General features: G+C 63.0%; 18 protein-coding genes. 17 read left to right on the forward strand and 1 reads right to left on the reverse strand.

Going from position 1 to position 19,353, the window contains the following annotated elements:
• Nucleotides 1–13: 13 nt before the first annotated feature.
• The 3 genes from dapA (at nucleotide 14) to AC07WT_RS06610 (ending at nucleotide 3,038) form a co-directional block, all read left to right on the forward strand.
• Nucleotides 14–976, forward strand: coding sequence for a 4-hydroxy-tetrahydrodipicolinate synthase (dapA, locus tag AC07WT_RS06600; RefSeq protein ID WP_494946476.1), 963 nt, complete (start codon nucleotides 14–16; stop codon nucleotides 974–976).
• A gap of 138 nt (nucleotides 977–1,114) precedes the next feature.
• Nucleotides 1,115–2,257: an NlpB/DapX family lipoprotein gene (gene bamC / locus AC07WT_RS06605; protein WP_492592912.1), complete on the forward strand. Its 1,143-nt coding sequence runs from the start codon at nucleotides 1,115–1,117 to the stop codon at nucleotides 2,255–2,257.
• Between the two features lie 7 nt (nucleotides 2,258–2,264).
• Nucleotides 2,265–3,038 carry an MBL fold metallo-hydrolase gene (locus AC07WT_RS06610; protein WP_492592913.1) on the forward strand — a complete coding sequence of 258 codons (774 nt, stop codon included), beginning with the start codon at nucleotides 2,265–2,267 and terminating at the stop codon, nucleotides 3,036–3,038.
• 144 nt (nucleotides 3,039–3,182) lie between these two features.
• Here AC07WT_RS06610 and AC07WT_RS06615 read toward each other — a convergent pair whose 3' ends face one another.
• Nucleotides 3,183–3,881 (reverse strand): Bax inhibitor-1/YccA family protein, encoded by a 699-nt coding sequence (locus AC07WT_RS06615; RefSeq protein ID WP_492592914.1) that lies wholly within the window; start codon nucleotides 3,879–3,881, stop codon nucleotides 3,183–3,185.
• 275 nt (nucleotides 3,882–4,156) lie between these two features.
• Here AC07WT_RS06615 and ndk point away from each other — a divergent pair, with 275 nt between their 5' ends.
• From ndk to AC07WT_RS06685, 14 genes are all read left to right on the forward strand, one after another.
• Nucleotides 4,157–4,582 carry a nucleoside-diphosphate kinase gene (gene ndk, locus AC07WT_RS06620; protein WP_494946477.1) on the forward strand — a complete coding sequence of 142 codons (426 nt, stop codon included), beginning with the start codon at nucleotides 4,157–4,159 and terminating at the stop codon, nucleotides 4,580–4,582.
• Between the two features lie 195 nt (nucleotides 4,583–4,777).
• Nucleotides 4,778–5,929 (forward strand): dual-specificity RNA methyltransferase RlmN, encoded by a 1,152-nt coding sequence (rlmN, locus tag AC07WT_RS06625; RefSeq protein ID WP_492592916.1) that lies wholly within the window; start codon nucleotides 4,778–4,780, stop codon nucleotides 5,927–5,929.
• 219 nt (nucleotides 5,930–6,148) lie between these two features.
• A complete protein-coding gene (locus tag AC07WT_RS06630) occupies nucleotides 6,149–7,270 on the forward strand; it encodes a helix-turn-helix domain-containing protein (RefSeq protein ID WP_494946478.1) in 1,122 nt (373 codons plus the stop codon).
• Nucleotides 7,271–7,355: 85 nt separating this feature from the next.
• A complete protein-coding gene (ispG, locus tag AC07WT_RS06635; protein WP_492592918.1) occupies nucleotides 7,356–8,687 on the forward strand; it encodes a flavodoxin-dependent (E)-4-hydroxy-3-methylbut-2-enyl-diphosphate synthase in 1,332 nt (443 codons plus the stop codon).
• Between the two features lie 20 nt (nucleotides 8,688–8,707).
• The gene (gene hisS / locus AC07WT_RS06640; RefSeq protein WP_494946479.1) at nucleotides 8,708–10,048 is read left to right on the forward strand and encodes a histidine--tRNA ligase; all 1,341 of its coding nucleotides are present in this window, start codon (nucleotides 8,708–8,710) and stop codon (nucleotides 10,046–10,048) included.
• A gap of 66 nt (nucleotides 10,049–10,114) precedes the next feature.
• Complete coding sequence (locus AC07WT_RS06645; protein WP_492592920.1) at nucleotides 10,115–10,744, forward strand: YfgM family protein; 630 nt, start codon at nucleotides 10,115–10,117, stop codon at nucleotides 10,742–10,744.
• Nucleotides 10,745–10,819: 75 nt separating this feature from the next.
• Complete coding sequence (gene bamB, locus AC07WT_RS06650) at nucleotides 10,820–11,965, forward strand: outer membrane protein assembly factor BamB (RefSeq protein ID WP_492592921.1); 1,146 nt, start codon at nucleotides 10,820–10,822, stop codon at nucleotides 11,963–11,965.
• 397 nt (nucleotides 11,966–12,362) lie between these two features.
• Nucleotides 12,363–13,700: a ribosome biogenesis GTPase Der gene (gene der / locus AC07WT_RS06655; RefSeq protein ID WP_492592922.1), complete on the forward strand. Its 1,338-nt coding sequence runs from the start codon at nucleotides 12,363–12,365 to the stop codon at nucleotides 13,698–13,700.
• A 143-nt stretch (nucleotides 13,701–13,843) separates the two neighbouring features.
• On the forward strand, nucleotides 13,844–14,080 hold the full coding sequence (gene hfq / locus AC07WT_RS06660; protein ID WP_006051315.1) for an RNA chaperone Hfq: 237 nt from the start codon (nucleotides 13,844–13,846) through the stop codon (nucleotides 14,078–14,080).
• Nucleotides 14,081–14,110: 30 nt separating this feature from the next.
• Entirely contained in the window at nucleotides 14,111–15,325 is a 1,215-nt protein-coding gene (gene hflX, locus AC07WT_RS06665; protein ID WP_494946480.1) for a GTPase HflX, read from the forward strand.
• Nucleotides 15,326–15,374: 49 nt separating this feature from the next.
• Entirely contained in the window at nucleotides 15,375–16,751 is a 1,377-nt protein-coding gene (gene hflK, locus AC07WT_RS06670; protein WP_494946481.1) for an FtsH protease activity modulator HflK, read from the forward strand.
• Between the two features lie 12 nt (nucleotides 16,752–16,763).
• On the forward strand, nucleotides 16,764–17,669 hold the full coding sequence (hflC, locus tag AC07WT_RS06675; protein WP_494946482.1) for a protease modulator HflC: 906 nt from the start codon (nucleotides 16,764–16,766) through the stop codon (nucleotides 17,667–17,669).
• 44 nt (nucleotides 17,670–17,713) lie between these two features.
• Nucleotides 17,714–17,905, forward strand: a complete 192-nt coding sequence (locus AC07WT_RS06680) for a DUF2065 domain-containing protein (RefSeq protein WP_341315067.1) — start codon at nucleotides 17,714–17,716, stop codon at nucleotides 17,903–17,905.
• 200 nt (nucleotides 17,906–18,105) lie between these two features.
• Nucleotides 18,106–19,257, forward strand: a complete 1,152-nt coding sequence (locus AC07WT_RS06685; RefSeq protein ID WP_494946483.1) for an ATP phosphoribosyltransferase regulatory subunit — start codon at nucleotides 18,106–18,108, stop codon at nucleotides 19,255–19,257.
• The last annotated feature ends 96 nt before the right edge of the window (nucleotides 19,258–19,353 follow it).

Here is a 19,353-nt window from a genome sequence, read left to right on the forward strand (position 1 = left end):
TTCATGGCGTTTCATGACTAACGGCAACCAAAGCGGCAACCAAAGCGGCACTCAAAGCGGCACTCAAAGCGGCAATCACGGCAGCACTGGCGGCGTTCAGATTCGCGGCAGCATTCCTGCTATCATCACCCCGATGCTTGAAGACGGCAGCCTCGATCTGCCGGCGTTTCGCAAACTGATCGACTGGCACATCGCAGAGGGCACGAACGCGCTGGTCGTGGTCGGCACGAGCGGCGAATCGGCCACGTTGTCGGTCGAAGAACACGTGCTGATGGTCAAGACCGCGGTCGAGCACACGGCGGGCCGGATTCCGGTGATCGCGGGCTCGGGCGGCAACTCCACCACCGAAGCGATCGAGCTCACGAAGCAGGCCAAAGAGGTCGGTGCGGACGCCACGCTGCAGGTCGTGCCGTATTACAACAAGCCGACTCAGGAAGGCATCTATCGCCACTTCGCGAAGATCGCCGAAACCGTCGATCTGCCGGTGATCCTGTACAACGTGCCGGGCCGCACCGTCGCGGACATGAGCAACGAAACCATTCTGCGTTGCGCGCAGGTGCCGGGCATCGTCGGCGTGAAGGAAGCCACTGGCAACATCGACCGCGCTGCGCATCTGATCAAGTCGGCGCCCGCGCATTTCGGCATCTACAGCGGCGACGATCCGACCGCGATCGCGCTGATGCTGCTCGGTGGTCACGGCAACATTTCGGTCACTGCGAACGTCGCGCCGCGTGCCATGAGCGAGCTGTGCAAGGCGGCGCTCGCCGCGGACGCCAGGACCGCGCGTGAGATTCACCTGAAACTCCTGTCGCTGCATAAGAACCTGTTCATCGAATCGAACCCGATTCCGGCGAAATGGGCGTTGCAGCAACTCGGTCGTGTGCAGGGCGGTATCCGCCTGCCGCTCACGCCGCTCGACGCGCAGTACCACGAAGTGGTGCGCGCCGCGCTGCGCGAAGCGGGCCTGTTGGGCTAAGCGGACGCAGAGCCGCAGCGCCCGCCAGCGCCAACCCGAGAAAGACTGCCCACCGGCATTCCCTTAACCGACGTCGATCCAGCCCACGTTCCCGGCACACTGAACCAGGCACCGCGTTCCAGCATCACGAAGGACCTCATGAAACGTTCCGCACTTTCCCTCCACGCAACCCGCATGGCGGCGCTGGCGCTTGCCCTCACGACGCTCGCCGGCTGTGACACGCTGAACGACTGGTTTGCCTCCGACCGCGTCAACTACAAGGGCGCGGGCAGCGCGCCGCCGCTGGCCGTTCCGGGCGATCTGACCACCACGCCGACCGATCAGCGCTACGTTGCGCCGCCCGCCAACCTCGCACTGGGTGGCGCGACGCAGCGTGCGGTGACGGCAGCCGGCAACACGACCGAAGGCCAGCCGACTGCACAAGACCCGCTCGGCATGCACATCGAACGCGACGGCGATCGCCGCTGGCTGGTGGTCGACGGGCGCTCGCCGGAACAACTGTGGTCGCAACTGCAGGAGTTCTGGCAGGAAAACGGCTTCGTGCTGAAAACCGACGCGCCGGCCACCGGCATCATGACGACCGACTGGGCTGAAAACCGTGCCAATATTCCGGACGACTGGTTCCGCCGCACCGTCGGCAAGGTGATCGACTTCGCGTACTCGTCGGGCATCCGCGACAGCTTCCGCACGCTGGTGTCGCGCGGGCCGTCCGCCACCACCGACATTTCGATCACGCATAGCGCGATGGAAGAGATGCTGACGGGCCAGGACAAGACGTCGTCGCGCTGGGAAGAGCGTCCGCGCGATCCGGCGCTCGAAGCACTGTTCCTCACCAAGCTGATGCAGAAGTTCGGCCTGACCGAAGCCCAGTCGAAGCAGTTGTTGACCGATGCACGCCCGGCTACCGCACCGGCCACGATCGACCAGAGCGCGGGCGCATCGACGCTTGACCTGCAGGAATCGTTCGACCGCGCGTGGTTGCGGGTGGGTCTCGCGCTCGATCGCACCAACTTCACCGTGGACAACCGCGATCGCGCAAAGGGCATCTACTACGTGCGCTACGCAGATTCGATGCAGGAACTGAAGAAGGAAGGGATCCTCGGCAAGCTGTTCTATAGCGGCAATTCGTCGTCGAAGAAGCCGGCTCAGGAATTCCTCGTCAACGTGCGCTCGAAGGGCGACACGGTAACGCAGGTAGCGGTGCTGGACGCGAACGGGCAGGTGGATAACTCGTCCGACGCGCAGCGCATCGTGTCGCTGCTGCACGCGCAACTGAACTAAGCGGGCTGTGCGGTTCGCCAGTCTCGGCAGCGGCAGTGAAGGCAATGCCTTGCTGGTGGAGGCGCAAAGCGGCGCGACCAGCACGCGCGTGCTGCTGGACTGCGGCTTTTCGGCCAAGGAAGTCGAGCGGCGCCTGACGCGGCTCGGCGCTGGCGTCGAAGGCCTCGATGCCATTCTGATCACGCATGAACACAGCGACCACATTGGCAGCGCGCTAACGCTGGCGCGCAAGTGGTCGATTCCGCTGTATATGAGCTGGGGCACCGCCCGCGCGGTGGGCGCCGACGAAGCCGATGTCGACCTGCAGGTGCTGTGGGGCGACGAAGCGGTGGCGATCGGCGACCTCAGCATCCTGCCTTACACCGTTCCCCACGACGCCCGCGAGCCGCTGCAATACGTGCTCTCGAATGGTGCAAGCCGGCTCGGCGTGCTGACCGACGTTGGCACCTCGACGCCGCACATCAGTGCCGTACTGAGCGGTTGCGACGCGCTGGTGCTCGAATGCAATCACGACGTGCGGATGCTGGCGGGCAGCCGCTATCCGCAGTCGCTGAAGGCGCGCATCGGCGGCAATCATGGGCATCTGAACAACGACGCGGCGGCTGAAATTCTGGCTTCGCTCGACCGTTCACACTTGCGCCATCTGGTCGCTGCGCATCTGAGTCAGCAGAACAACTTGCCGGAGCTGGCGCAAGCCGCGATGGCGGGTGTGCTGGGTGCGGCGCCGACCGAAGTGGTAGTGGCTTCGCAGGATGAAGGCTTTGCCTGGCTGAGTCTCTGAGTCTTGAAGCCGCCGGGTTTGGCTGTTGACGCCGTGAGTCATGTCTGACGCGACGCCGCGCAAAGAAAAACGCCCATGACGAGCAATCGTCATGGGCGTTTTTTTGAGCGGGATGCTTGCCGCGCCACGCCTCGAGGTCAAGCCTTAGTTGCGGTTGCCGCCGAAGATGCCGAGCAGCGCGAGCAGGTTGACGAACACGTTGTACAGATCCAGATAGATCGCAAGCGTGGCGGTGATGTAATTCGTTTCGCCGCCGTTCACCACCCGCTGCACGTCAAACAGCATGTAGGCCGAGAAGATCACGATCGCCATCACCGAGACCGTCAACATCAAGGCCGGCAGATGCAGGAACACGTTGGCCACCGATGCCAGCAGCAGCACGATCACGCCCATGAGCAGCCACTTGCCGAGGCCGGAGAAGTCGCGCTTGCTGACCGTGGCGATCGTTGCCATCGACGCGAAGATCACACCAGTGCCACCGAAGGCGAGCATGATCAGCGACGGGCCGTTAGAAAAACCGAGCACGAAGCTCAGGATGCGCGACAGCATCAGGCCCATGAAGAACGTGAAGCCGAGCAGTACGAAGACACCCGCTGCGTTGTCTTTGGTTTTCTGGATGGCGAACATGAAGCCGAAGGCGATCGCGAAGAAAGCCAGCATGCTCATGGCGGGACTGGTGGCGGCGAACAGCGAGAAACCGGTTGCTACGCCCACCCACGCGCCGAGCACTGTCGGAATCATGGATAGTGCGAGCAGCCAATAGGTGTTTCGTAGTACGCGGTTGCGCGTTTCGACCGTGCTGACCGCGCCAGTGCGGCCAAAGCTGTACGGATGTTCGTTCATGGTCTCTCCTTACGTCAGAAGCGTGTTGCGTCGTGGTTGTGCTGCGCCGGCCGGGATTGGGGCCGCCAGTCGCAGTGTGTCCATCCCTAAGATTGATGCGAAGGCAGGGAGTTTCAATGCCCCGAAAATGTCCACCCGGCCTACGCTACCAGCATTCAGACACGTCTGCTTGGAGTCTTTCAGTGCTGTAAGGGTTCAATCGCAATCATACACGGGAACATGCTACAATAGCGGATTCATTTAAATCTGTAACCTCTTAATTTTTTGGAGTTTTTATGGCGATCGAACGCACCCTGTCGATTATCAAGCCGGACGCAGTGGCAAAGAACGTGATCGGTCAGATCTACAGCCGCTTCGAAAACGCTGGTCTGAAGATCATCGCTTCGCGCATGGTTCACTTGTCGCGCGCGGACGCAGAGAAGTTCTACGCCGTGCACGCCGCACGTCCGTTCTTCAAGGACCTGGTCGAATTCATGATCTCGGGCCCGGTGGTCGTGCAAGTGCTGGAAGGCGAAAGCGCGATCCTGAAGCACCGTGACCTGATGGGTGCAACGGACCCGAAGAAGGCGGAAAAGGGCACGATCCGTGCTGATTTCGCCGACAGCATCGACGCTAACGCGGTGCACGGTTCGGACGCAGCTGAAACGGCTGCTGTCGAAGTCGCATTCTTCTTCCCGCAAGTGAACGTCTACTCGCGTTAATAGCCGGTTGATGCCGGTTTAACGCCTGGTTAAGCCTGGTTGATGCCTCGCGCGATTCGTGCAGCCGATTTGATTAATCGCACGAATCGCCAGGCAAAGTAGTAAGGTAAAGCAGCAGGAATGAGCGCGAACGGCATTGCGTTCATGCAGCTTGTTGCATGAACGCAGTCTCGCACTGAAATGGCAGGATTCGATATGACGAGCAGTCCCTCCGTCAACCTTCTCGACCTCGACGCCCAAGGGCTTGTCGCTTACTGCGACAGCCTGGGCGAGAAGCCGTTTCGCGCCAAGCAATTGCAGCGCTGGATTCACCAGTACAACGCTGCCGACTTCGACGGCATGACCGATCTGGCGAAGTCCTTGCGCGAAAAGCTCAAGGGGCGCGCCACGATCTCGATGCCCGGCATCGTCAGCGACCATATTTCTACCGACGGCACACGCAAGTGGCTGATCGACGTCGGTAACAGCAACGCGGTCGAAACCGTCTTCATCCCCGAAGAAACTCGCGGCACGCTGTGCGTGTCGTCGCAAGCCGGATGCGCGGTCAACTGCCGCTTCTGTTCGACCGGCAAACAGGGCTTCTCCCGCAATCTCACCACTGGCGAAATCATCGGCCAGTTGCGCATGGCCGAGTTTGCGCTGCGCGCGTCGCTTGGCGCGGCCGGCGGCCGTGCTGCGGGTGGCGAAGGCAAGGGCGAGCGCGTCGTCACGAACGTCGTGATGATGGGCATGGGCGAACCGCTGCTGAATTACGACGCAGTGGTGCCCGCCATGCGCCTGATGCTCGACGACAACGCGTACGGCCTGTCGCGCCGGCGCGTCACGCTGTCCACCTCGGGCGTGGTGCCGATGATGGACCGGCTCGGCGCCGATCTGCCGGTGGCGCTCGCGGTATCGCTGCATGCGCCCAGCGACCCGCTGCGCGACATGCTGGTGCCGCTGAACAAGAAGTACCCGCTGCGCGAATTGATGGCGGCTTGCCAGCGCTATCTGAAAGTCGCGCCGCGCGATTTCATTACGTTTGAATATTGCATGCTCGACGGCGTGAACGACAGCGAAGCGCAAGCGCGCGAATTGCTGGCCGTCACGCGCGACGTACCTTGCAAATTCAATCTGATTCCGTTCAATCCGTTCCCTGAATCGGGCCTCATCCGCTCGAAGCCGGAACAGATCAAACGGTTTGCGCAAGTGCTGATGAACGCTGGCGTCGTCACCACGGTGCGCAAAACACGCGGCGATGATATCGATGCTGCCTGCGGTCAGCTGGCCGGTGCGGTGAAAGACCGCACGCGCCTTGCTGAACGCACCGGGAAGGCAGCGAAGATAATCGAGGTTCGCGCCGTGTAATCGCACGAGGCGGCAGGGCGCAGTTGTTCGGCGGAAAGCTCCGCGAACATGTAAAACCCTTCCGCGCCGCTGGCGATTGAAAAGAAAGTTTGCAGAAGCGATCGGAAGCGGCGCACAAGGCCGCACATTTTGTTATAAACGGTCTGCGATTCGGACTTGGGGCAGTTCGCCCAGCCGGGTTGCACAAGTGAAAAAAGAATCGACGCGAAAGGATTTGGGATGAGTGAGCCGCAGCACCCGCAGCCGCACGACGTAGACACGAACGCAGACCATCCGGCGCCGGTCGCTCGGGCGGTGGTGCAGCCTGTTGGACCGTCCGGGCTGGATTCGTTGGCGGCAGTGGGCGCGCGCCTGACCCAATTGCGCGAATCGAAAGGCTGGACGATCGACGACGTATCGGCGCGCCTGAAAGTGCCTGGGGTCAAATTGCGTGCGCTCGAATCGGGCGACATTAGCCATCTGCCGGATACGACGTTCGCGCTCGGCGTGGTGCGCAGCTACGCGAAGATGCTCGGCGCGGATCCCACGCCTTTTACTCAGGCGCTGCGTCGCGAGAAGGGCGTGCCGACGCCGGATCTTTCGATGCCGGCGTCGTCGGGCAAGGATTTGCCGCGCGGCCGGGTGTCGTTGTCGCTCGGCGGCAGCGGACAAAAAAGTCGTTCGTGGTTGTGGGGTATTGCAGCGGTGATCGTCGCGGTGATCGCGCTCGGTATGTGGCATACCAATGGCGGTGATTCGTCGGCGTGGCTCGCGCGTTTGAAGGCGAGCGCGAACGGCGCGGCTGGCAGCGCGACCGGAGCATCGGGCGCGGTGGCGCAAGGGCCGGCGGCAGGCTCCAAGGCGGTGGCTGAAGCTGCGTCCGAGGCTGCGTCCGCGCCGGAAGCGCAAGCCGCAGCGGATAACTCAGGTTCGGCTACACCGATGCCCGCGCCGCTGCCGACCGGTACGGCACCGGCGTCCGCGCCGCCGGTGACGGCAGCGACCGCGGCCGCGCCGAAGGCCGGCTCGCAGGTTCAGGTCGCCGCCGTGCAAGGTGCGAGTGCGCCCACGGGCGCCGCAGCCGGCGCATCTGCCGCGGAAGCGGTAACCGCAGGCGAGGCGATCGTCGCGCTGCGCGTGACGCAAGACAGCTGGTTCAGCGTGCGTGGCAAGGACGGCAAGGAGGTATTTTCCGGCCTCGTGCGCGCGGGCGATACGAAGGAAGTGACAGGCGCGGCCCCGTTCAAGGTCACGATCGGCAACAGGGCCGGTCTCGAGTCGCTGACGCTCGACGGCCAGCCGGTCGATCCGTCGAAATATTCGGCAGCCAAGGGGAACGTGGCACGCTTCGCGCTGCCTTGATAGATACGGTATGCGTCGCGGCCAGCCGGCTGCGGCGCTTTTTCAATTCAGGCGCCACGGCTTTGGTGTGGCGCATGCGGCGTAAATGGGTTTTTCGATGCAATCCGAAGCTCAATCCCAATCCAGTAGCAAGCTTGTTTCAAGCGAGCCGGTGTTCGGCGGCCACGCGGCGCGGCGCAAGTCGCGCGCGGTCGACGTCCGTTGGGGCGGCCAGCTTGTCACGATCGGCGGCGACGCGCCGGTGCGCGTCCAGTCGATGACCAATACGGATACCGCGGATGCAATCGGCACTGCGATCCAGATCAAGGAACTGGCGCAGGCCGGTTCGGAGCTGGTGCGTATCACGGTCAACACGCCGGAAGCGGCCGCGGCCGTCCCGTCCGTGCGTGAGCAGCTCGACCGCATGGGCGTGTCGGTGCCGCTGGTCGGCGATTTTCATTACAACGGCCATCTGCTGCTGCGCGATTACCCCGCGTGCGCGGAGTCGTTGTCGAAGTACCGGATCAATCCGGGCAACGTCGGTCATGGCGCGAAGCGCGACACGCAGTTCGCGCAGATGATCGAAGCCGCGGTGAAGTACGACAAGCCGGTGCGGATCGGCGTGAACTGGGGCAGCCTCGATCAAGACCTGCTCGCGAAAATGATGGACGAAAACGCCGCGCGTTCCACGCCGTGGGAAGCGCAGAGCGTCATGTACGAAGCGCTGATCCAGTCGGCGATTGGCTCCGCGGAACGCGCTGTCGAACTCGGTTTGGCTCGCAACAAGATCATCCTGTCGTGCAAGGTCAGCGGTGTGCAGGATCTGATCGCGGTGTATCGCGAACTGGCGCGCCGTTGCGACTTCGCGCTGCATCTGGGCCTGACCGAAGCGGGTATGGGCTCGAAGGGCATCGTCGCGTCGACGGCGGCGCTGTCCGTGTTGCTGCAGCAAGGCATCGGCGACACGATCCGTATCTCGCTGACGCCGGAACCGGGCGCGCCGCGCACTGGCGAAGTGATCGTCGGCCAGGAAATCCTGCAGACCATGGGTCTGCGTTCGTTCACGCCGATGGTGATCGCGTGCCCGGGTTGCGGCCGTACCACCAGTACGCTGTTCCAGGAACTGGCGTCGCAAATCCAGACCTATCTGCGTACGCAGATGCCGGTGTGGCGCGATCAGTATCCGGGCGTCGAGAAGATGCACGTCGCGGTGATGGGCTGCATCGTCAACGGTCCGGGTGAGTCGAAGCAGGCGAACATCGGCATCAGCTTGCCGGGTTCGGGTGAAAATCCGGCCGCGCCGGTGTTCATCGACGGCGAGAAGGTCAAGACGCTGCGCGGCGAGAATATCGCGCAAGAATTTCAGCAAATCGTGAGTGACTACGTCGAGCGCCGCTATGGTCGCGCCGAAGCAGACCGCGCCGAAGCACTCAACTAAACACCGTCAATCGAAGACAGATGACTGAACAGAAGAAAAAGCTCGAAAAGCTGTCCGGCGTGAAGGGCATGAACGACATCCTTCCGCAGGAAGCCGGGCTGTGGGAATTTTTTGAAACGACCGTCAAGTCGATGCTGCGTTCGTACGGATACCAGAACATTCGTACGCCGATCATCGAGCATACGCAGTTGTTCAAGCGCGGTATCGGCGAAGTGACCGACATCGTCGAGAAAGAGATGTACAGCTTTACCGACGCGTTGAACGGCGAAAATCTGACGATGCGCCCGGAAAATACCGCGGCTGTCGTGCGCGCGGCGATCGAACACAACATGCTGTACGACGGCCCGAAGCGCCTGTGGTACGTCGGGCCGATGTTCCGTCACGAGCGTCCGCAACGCGGCCGTTACCGGCAGTTCCATCAGGTCGGCGTCGAGGCATTGGGCTTTGCCGGCCCGGACGCGGACGCTGAAATCATCATGATGTGCCAGCGTCTGTGGGACGACCTCGGCTTGATGGGCATCAAGCTCGAAATCAATTCGCTGGGTCTCGCCGAAGAGCGCGCGGCGCATCGCGTCGAGTTGATCGCGTACCTCGAAAAGCACATGGACGTGCTCGACGAAGACGCGAAACGCCGTCTCTACACGAACCCGCTGCGCGTGCTGGATACGAAGAATCCGGCGCTGCAGGAAGTCGCGCAGAACGCACCGAAACTGATCGATTTTCTTGGCGAGGAATCGCGCGCGCACTTCGAAGGTCTGCAGCGCATTCTGAAGGCGAACAACATTCCGTTCACGATCAATCCGCGTCTCGTGCGTGGTCTCGATTATTACAATCTGACCGTGTTCGAATGGGTGACGGACAAGCTCGGCGCGCAAGGCACCGTCGCGGCCGGCGGCCGTTATGATCCGCTGATCGAACAGCTCGGCGGCAAGCCGACGGCCGCATGCGGCTGGGCGATGGGCGTCGAGCGGATTCTCGAGCTGCTCAAAGAAGAAAACCTCGTGCCGGAAGACGAAGGTTGCGACGTGTACGTGGTCCATCAGGGCGACGCAGCGCGCGAGCAAGCCTTCATCATCGCCGAGCGTTTGCGCGATACGGGTCTCGATGTGATCCTGCATTGCAGCGCAGACGGCCAGGCCGCCAGCTTCAAATCGCAGATGAAACGTGCCGACGCAAGTGGCGCGGCATTCGCGGTGGTGCTCGGCGAAGACGAGATTGCCAACGGCACGGTCGGCGTCAAACCGCTGCGCGATACAAATGCTAACAGCGGTAAAAACGAGCAACATAACGTGCCCGCCGAAGACTTGACCGAATTTCTAATCAATGCGATGGTTGCAACCGCCGAAGATGGCGACGACTGATCGCAATGTCGTCGAGCCCAATGGTTCGACACGCACACGTATCAAGAAAGAGGAAATCGCCGGGCGATGAGTTACCACGACGAACAAGAATCGATTGAAAGTCTGAAAGCATGGTGGACGCAGTGGGGCAATGCAACCACGTGGATCGTGCTGGTGGCGCTGGTGGCCGCAGCCGGCTGGAACGGCTGGAATTTCTGGCAGCGGCGTCAGGCGGCGGAAGCGGCGGTGCTGTATGACCAGGTGCAGCAAGCCGTGGCATCGGGCGACAAGGCGAAGATCACGCGCGTCGCCACCGACATGGAAGACAAGTTCAGCCGCACCGCGTATGCGCAGATGACCGCGCTGGGCGCCGCGAAGGCGCTGTACGCCGCGGGCGACGAAGCTGCTGCGAAGGCCCAGCTGCAATGGACCATCGATCACGCGAAAGACGACGAGTTCAAGCAGATTGCCAAGCTGCGCCTCGCTTCTCTGCTGCTCGACGAGAAGGCCTACGACCAGGGTCTCGCGCTGCTCGCCGAACCGCAATCCGATGCGTTCAAAGGCATTGCGGCGAACGGCCGCGGTGACCTGCTCGCCGCTCAAGGCAAGCGTGACGATGCACGCGCTGCCTACAAGCTCGCGCTCGACTCGCTGTCGAAAAACGATAGCTCGGCACGCCAGTTGATTCAGTTCAAGCTGGACGCGTTGGGCGGCTAATCGTTGCATGCGGCGCGCCGCGTGCAACGGCCAACCGGTCTCCTTTAATTAATTTCCTGAATGCTTCGTCCACCGATGAATCTGCTGAAACGTTACGCTGTGCCCGTTGCCTGTGCGATGACCGTCCTCACCATGGCGGCTTGCTCATCCACGAAAGACGAGCGCCGCGTGCCGACGCCGCTCACCGAGTTCAAACCCGTGCTCGACGTGCAGCAGGCGTGGAAGACGAGCGTGGGCAAAGCAGGGCGCTATCTGTTCTCGCCGGTCGCGGTCGGCAACGCGGTGTACGCGGCCGGCGCGAACGGCTCGGTCGCGAAGATCGATGCGCAGACCGGCAAGGACATCTGGCGCGTCAAGCTGCACGACGACCTCTCGGCGGGCGTCGGCAGCGACGGCACGCTGACGGCGGTCGGCGGCCTGAAGGGTGACGTCTACGTGCTCGGCGCTGACGGCAAGCAACTGTGGACGGCGAAGGCGCCCGGCGAAATCATTTCGCCGCCCTTAGTCGGCAACGGTCTCGTGGTCGTGCGCACGGTCGACGGTCAGATCGTCGCGTTCAATGCGCAAACCGGCGAGCAGAAGTGGAATTACCGCAACCGCGCGGTGCCGCTGAATCTGCGCGTGTCGTCGGGCATGACGTTCGCGGGCGACGTGGCGGTGCTGGCCGGTTTCCCGGGTGGCGCGTTCGCTGCGATCAACCTGCAAACCGGCGATAACTACTGGCAGACGCCGGTGTCGTACCCGAAGGGCGTGACCGAAGTCGAGCGGATCAATGACGTGACGGGTCCGCCCACGCTGGTCGGTTCGCAAACGTGCGCCGTGACTTTCCAAGGCCAGATTGGCTGCTTCGATGCGAACTCCGGCCGCGCGGTCTGGGAAAAAGCGTTCTCGAGCACGAGCGGTCTGGCGCAGGATGATCGCGCCGTGGTGGCGGGCGACGACTGGTCGGTGGTGTCGGCGTTCGACGTCAACACTGGTGCGCCGCTCTGGAAGAACGACAAGCTGAAGAACCGCGACGTCGGCGTGCCGTACCTGCTGGGCCACGCCGCAGTGCTGGGCGACTATCAGGGCTACGTGCATTTCCTGTCGCGCGACGACGGTACGCTCGTGGCTCGAGTGAAGACAGACGGCAGTGCGATTACCGCCGCGCCGGTTCTCGCCGGCGAAACGCTGGTGGTGCAGACGCACGACGGCGATCTGTACGGCTACCGCCCGCGATAATCTCACGGGCATTGGAGTTAAGCGTGCAGGCCGGCTTCGCCGGCCGCGCGCGTTTTTAGAGAAAAATATTCCGCCGGACTGGCTGGTCCGGCAAGTCGGATCAGAAACGGCCCGCGTGGCCATGGGTGGCTGCTTGCGGCGCCATCTTCGACGGCAACAGCAGTGAATCGCATTGAACTGGCATGCGCGCCGTCGAGCAAAGAAGACTGAACCTGGCGGCCCATTGGCGCTGCCCATACAGCCAAACCCCCGTCCGCCCGGGTGCGCATATTGACAGCACATCCGGGGCCGGCCGAATTCGTGATAATTTTCGTCAAACGCTGCCGTGTAGCGGCCGCATGGCGTCGCTACGCGGGCGGTCGATTCCGATCCCGCGTTTCACCGTGAACAACATCTGATGAAACCCGTTATTGCCCTGGTTGGGCGCCCCAATGTGGGGAAATCCACGCTGTTCAACCGTCTCACGCGTTCGCGTGATGCGCTGGTTGCCGACCTGCCCGGTCTCACCCGCGATCGCCATTACGGCGAAGGGCGCACCGGCGAGCGGCCGTATCTGGTCGTCGATACCGGCGGCTTCGAGCCGGTCGCGAAAGAAGGCATCCTGCACGAGATGGCGCGTCAAACCCGCCAGGCGGTCGAGGAATCGGACATCGTGGTGTTCATCGTCGATGGCCGTAACGGTCTCGCGCCGCAGGACAAGACGATCGCCGACTACCTGCGCAAGACCGGCCGGCCGATCTTCCTCGTCGTCAACAAGGCGGAGGGGATGAAGTACAGCACGGTGGCCGCCGACTTCTACGAACTCGGTCTCGGCGACCCGCGCGCGATTTCCTCGGCGCACGGCGACGGCGTGACAGAAATGATCAACGAGGCGCTCGGCGTCGCTTACGCAGGTCAGCCGGAAGAAGGCGAAGACGAGAAAGAAGCGCGCGGGGTGAAGATCGCCATCGTCGGCCGGCCGAACGTCGGCAAGTCGACGCTGATCAACGCGCTGGTCGGTGAAGAGCGCGTGATCGCGTTCGACATGCCGGGCACCACGCGCGATTCGATTTATGTCGACTTCGAACGCCAGGGCAAGCCCTACACGCTGATCGACACCGCCGGTTTGCGACGCCGCGGCAAAGTGTTCGAAGCGATCGAGAAATTCTCGGTAGTGAAGACGCTGCAATCGATCTCGGACGCGAACGTCGTGATCCTGCTGCTCGACGCGCGCCAGGACATTTCGGAACAGGACGCCCACATCGCCGGCTTCGTTGTGGAGCAGGGCCGTGCGCTGGTGGTGGGCGTGAACAAGTGGGACGGTCTGGATCCGCATGTGCGCGAGCGCACCAAGGCCGACTTGCAACGCAAACTAAAATTTCTGGACTTTGCCAAATTCCACTTCATTTCAGCTGCGGAAAAAACCGGAATTGGCCCGCTGATGCGCTCGGTCGACGATGCCTACAAGGCGGCCATGGCCAAGCTGCCGACGCCGAAGCTCACGCGCGCGCTGATCGACGCAGTGGAATTCCAGCAGCCGCGCCGACGCGGTCCGGTGCGCCCGAAACTGCGTTACGCACACCAGGGCGGACAGAATCCGCCGATTATCGTGATTCACGGGAACGCGCTCGACGCGATCACCGAAACGTACAAACGCTACCTCGAAAACCGCTTCCGGGAAACTTTCGCGCTGACCGGGACTCCATTGCGCATAGAGTTCAGATCATCCACGAACCCTTACGCGGACAAAGGCTGAAACCCGCGTGTGCGTTGGGTTTGGCCGGGTGGCCAGGGCCCTCGCGCAAAAATGAAAATCGGCTATAGTGTAGCGGTTGACGGCGGATCTCTTTTTCCTTCATCGTCAATTCAGTCAACCTGCAAAAAAATACGGAGTTTGCTATGAGCAACAAAGGGCAATTGTTACAAGACCCGTTTTTGAACGCACTGCGTAAAGAGCACGTGCCGGTGTCGATCTATTTGGTCAACGGCATCAAGCTTCAAGGGAACATCGAATCGTTCGACCAGTACGTCGTGTTGCTCCGGAATACGGTCACCCAGATGGTCTACAAGCACGCCATTTCGACTGTCGTGCCTGCCCGTCCGGTGAATTTCCACCCGGATTCCGAACAGTCCTAACCCCCGTCGCGGCCGGCGTAGCGTCGCCCGTTGGCGATTACTCCCGGCCGCCTCATTTTGATACCCTCCAATTTGATCAATGCAGCGCTTGTCGGCATCGACTTCGGTAAGATCGATTTCGAAGCCAGTCTCGAAGAACTCAGCCTGCTCGCGCAAAGCGCGGGTGCGAATCCCTTAGTCACCCTCACCGGACGCCGGTCCAGCCCCGATGCCAAGATGTTCGTCGGCAGCGGCAAGGCCGAAGAACTGCGTCTTGCGTGTGAGGCGAACGACATCGAACTCGTCATTTTCAACCACGCTCTGGCCCCTGCGCAGCAGCGCAATCTGGAGCAGGCGCTTAACCGCCGCGTGGTTGATCGCACCAGTCTCATCCTCGACATTTTTGCGCAACGCGCCCGCAGCCACGAAGGCAAGCTTCAGGTGGAGCTCGCGCAATTGCAGTATCTGTCGACGCGGCTGATCCGCGCGTGGACCCACCTCGAACGGCAGAAGGGCGGTATCGGTTTGCGCGGTCCCGGCGAAACGCAGCTCGAAACCGACCGCCGTTTGATCGGCGAGCGCATCAAGGCGCTCAAGACGCGGCTCGAAAAGCTGCGTCGCCAGCACGGCACGCAGCGCCGCCAGCGCTCGCGCAACCAGACCATGTCCGTCTCGCTGGTCGGCTACACGAACGCGGGCAAATCCACGCTCTTCAACGCGCTGACCAAGGCCCAGGCGTACGCCGCCGACCAGCTGTTCGCCACGCTGGACACCACGTCGCGGCGCGTCTATCTCGGCGACGAGGCCGGCCAGGTGGTGGTGTCCGATACGGTCGGTTTCATCCGCGAATTGCCTCACCAGCTGGTCGCGGCTTTCCGCGCCACCCTCGAGGAAACCATTCACGCCGACCTGCTGCTGCATGTGGTAGATGCGTCGAGCGCCGTGCGGCTCGATCAGATCGATCAGGTGAATGAGGTGCTGCACGCAATCGGTGCGGACACCATCCACCAGGTGCTGGTGTTCAACAAGATCGACGCGGTGCCGGAGCTGGCGGCCCGTGGCGAGGCGGTCGAGCGGGACGAGTATGGTAATATTTCGCGCGTCTTTTTGAGCGCGCGCACGGGGCAAGGGCTGGATACATTGCGCGCTGCCATCGCTGAAATCGCTACTGCCGAACCTCTTCCCGATACGCTGGTCGATCTGTCGGAAGAAGACCGGTCGGCAGCACCACGCGACGACCGCAAGGTCCCAGAACTCGGGCACTGACCCGTTCCAATTGCACTGACCCGCTGTCTACTCTGGTGAACGAACACAGGTGAACGATTACAACGAGCGGAGTATCTGGCTGCGCATGCGCGCCATGCTTTCACTGAACGATCCGCGCTGGGGCCGGGGCGACGGCAATGGCGACCGGCAACGGCCCAACGAACCCAGGCGTCCGCAGAACGGAAAGGACGGCGAAGGCCCACCCGATCTCGACGAAATGTGGCGCGATTTCAACCGCCGCCTGAGTCGCGTGTTCGGCCGCAAAGGCGGGGGCATCGGCGGTGGCCGCCCGGACAACGGCCGCGGTGCGCGTATCGGTGTGGGCATCGTAATCGGCGTGCTGATCGCGATCTATCTCGGCAGCGGCGTGTTCGTCGTGCAGGACGGGCAGGCCGGCGTCGTGATGCAGTTCGGCCAGTACCGCTACAGCGCGGGGCAGGGTGTGCACTGGCGTCTGCCGTATCCGTTCGAAACACATGAGGTCGTCAATGTCGGCCAGATCCGTCAGGTGGAGATCGGCCGCAACAACGTGGTGCGTCTCGCGAATGTGAAGGACGCGTCGATGCTGACGCACGACGCCGATATCGTCGACGTGCGCTTTGCCGTGCAATACCAGGTGCGCAAGCCGACCGACTATCTGTTTCGCAGCGTCGATCCCGATCAGAGCGTGATGCAGGCCGCGCAGGCGGCGGTGCGCAGCGTCGTCGGCGCACGCAGCACCAACGACATTCTCTATCAGGATCGCGAAACAATTCGTCAGCAACTGATGGCGTCGATCCAGCAATCCCTGGATGAATACCAGTCCGGCCTCGCCGTGACCGGTGTGACGATCCAGGGCGTGCAGGCGCCCAGCCAGGTGCAGGCCGCTTTCGACGAAGCCGCCAAGGCGCGTCAGGATAACGAACGCGCCAGGCGAGAAGCGCAGGCCTATGCCGCAGAGCTGCTGCCGCGCGCGCAAGCCGACGTGGCGCGCCAGATCGACGAAGCGAAAACCTACAGCGACAAAACGATCGCCCAGGCGCAAGGCGATGCCGAGCGGTTCAAGCAGGTCTACGCGCAGTACTCGAAAGCGCCCGCAGTGATTCGCGAGCGCATGTACATGGAAACCATGCAGCAGATCTATTCGAATACGACCAAGGTGTTTGTGGACAGCAAGAGCGGCAACAACGTGCTGTATCTGCCGCTCGACAAGCTGGTCGAGCAGACTCGCCAGCGCGTCGCCGAGGCCGCGTCCGCCACGACGGGTGCCGCGTCCGCTGCCGCACCGCAAGTTGCGAGCGGCGCTGCCGCATCGTCTGCGGCAACTGCGGGTGCCTCCGCGCCAGCCGCGGTCGCGACGCCGGCCAGCCAGCCTGCCTCCGGCAGCGACGCGCTGCGTTCACGCGACTCCTTCCGCAGTCGCATGCGCGAAGACGACGTTCAATAAGGGGCGCAGAACATGAATAAAATCATTGCGCTCGTCGTGGCTATCGTCATCGTGCTGTTCGCGGCATCGTCGACGGTGTTCGTCGTCGATCAGCGGCATATGGCGGTGCTGTCGTCGCATGGCGACAGCGCGCCCACCTTGCTCGGCCCCGGTCTGCACGTGAAACTGCCGCCGCCGCTGCAAACGGTCACGCTGGTCGACAACCGCATCCAGACGCTCGACGCGCCGGATGAAGACCGCTATGTCACGTCCGACAAAACCGATCTGCTGGCCAATCCGGTCATCAAATATCGCGTTACCGATCCGCTGAAGCTGCTCGCCGAAACCAGGGGCGACGTGCAAAGCCTGCCCGACCGGCTGGCCTCGCTGTCGCGCAGCGCGCTCGGCGATGCGTTCGGCAAGTACACGCTGTCCGATGCGCTCGCCAAACAGCAGAACCTCGCTGACGAAGCGCGCGGCACGATGGAAAAGACCGCGGCCTCGCTAGGCGTCTCGGTGCTCGCTGTGCAATTGACGCGCGTCGATTTTCCGGCGGCAATGGCCGATTCAGTCTACAAGCGCATGATCGCCGCGCGCCAGCAGGTCGCGAATGACGAGCGTGCGAAGGGCGCCGCCGAGGCCGGTCAGATCAAGGCCGATGCAGTCGGCCAGCAACAGGCAATACTCGCGGACGGCTACCGTCAGGCGCAGACCATCAAGGGCGAGGGCGATGCCAAGGCCGCGGAAATTGCCGCCGACGCGTTCGGCCGCGATCCGCAGTTCTACCAGTTCTATCAAAGCATGCAGGCGTACAAGAGCACCTTCAAGCCGGGCGACGTCATCGTGGTCGACCCGAGCAGCGAGTTCTTCCGCTTCATGCGTAGCCCGACCGGTGGCGGCGCCGCCCCGGACGCCGCCGCGGCACCGCGCAAACACTGATAACCGGAGCGCCGCGGCATCCGCATCGCGGCACCCTCACTCGCATGGACATAGCCGGCTCGTTACTGCTCGCGATCGCATTGATGCTGATTATCGAGGGGATGTTCCCGTTCGTTTTTCCGAGCGCCTGGAGCGACACGTTTCGTAAAATAGCGGAGCGTCCGTCGCATCAGATTCGTATCGGCGGCCTGATCGTGATGGTGCTCGGGCTGATTCTGCTGTTTATCGTGACCTGAAGGGGCGCTCCGTAACGACCTGACGGCGCGCTCTGCTGCGCAACGGCAGCGAGCGTCGCGGCACGGGTCGAGGGCCGAGGCCGGCGGCAAAGTCTGTCCAGATGCCCGGCGATAGCCGCCAAAATCGAGGCGCCGCCCGCCATTCACTTTCACTTACCGGCGCACCCAGCCGCCGTGTGCAACGTCGTAGGACTGTATCGATGTCGACCTGGTTACTTCCCGAGAATATTGCCGACGTGCTGCCGTCGGAAGCCCGCAAGATCGAAGAGTTGCGGCGCCACTTGCTGGACCGTTTCCGCTCGTACGGCTACGAGATGGTGATGCCGCCGCTGCTCGAGTACATCGAGTCGCTACTCACGGGCGGCGGGCACGATCTGAACCTGCGCACCTTCAAGCTCGTCGATCAACTGTCCGGGCGCACGCTCGGTCTGCGTGCCGACATGACGCCGCAGGTCGCGCGTATCGATGCGCACTTGCTGAACCGTCAGGGCGTGACGCGTCTTTGCTATGCGGGCAACGTCGCGCATACGCGTCCGCGCGGCTTGCACGCCACGCGCGAGCAGATCCAGATCGGCGCGGAAATCTACGGCCACGCCGGCCTCGAAGCGGATCTGGAAATCCAGCAGCTGATGCTCGACGCGCTGCGTCTGGCCGGCCTCGCGAAAGTGCGGCTCGATTTGTGCCACGCGGGCGTGCTCGCTGCGCTGATCGACGGCGAGCCGGCCGCGGCCGAACTGGGCCAGTCGCTCTACGATGCGCTGGCGGGCAAGGACGTGCCGCGTCTGGCCGAATTGACCGCCGATCTCGCGCCCGTCACGCGCGACGCACTGCGCGCGCTGCCCACGCTGTACGGCGACGCTTCGGTGCTTGCCGACGCCCGTGCGCGTTTGCCGAACGCGCCGGCCATCGCCCGCGCGCTCGACGACCTCGCGTTCCTCGCGAGCCAGGTGGACGGCGCCGAAGTGATGATCGATCTCGCTGATCTGCGCGGTTATGCGTACCACAGCGGCGTGATGTTCTCGGCGTATGTCGACGGCGTGCCGAATGCGGTCGCACGCGGCGGCCGTTACGACCACGTCGGCCAGGCCTACGGCCGGGCGCGCGCGGCAACCGGCTTCTCGCTCGATCTGCGCGAAGTGGCGCGCATCTCGCCGGTCGAAGCCCGCAGCAGCGCTATTCTTGCGCCGTGGCAGCATGACGATGCACTGCGCGTGAGCGTCGCCGCGTTGCGCGATGCCGGCGAAGTGGTGATCCAGGCGCTGCCGGGCCACGAACACGATCTGGACGAGTTCGCTTTCGACCGCATGTTGGTCGAGCGCAACGGCGCGTGGGTCGTCGAGGCCCGTTCCTGAGCGCAAATTTGCAGGCCGCCTTGGGGGGCTCCCAAGGGCATTTCAAAAGGCGTCCGAAGCGGCTTGCAAAGCGACATACAACACCTGCGCGGCCAC

It is taken from the genome of Paraburkholderia sp. GW821-FHT02A12, from assembly GCF_059422005.1.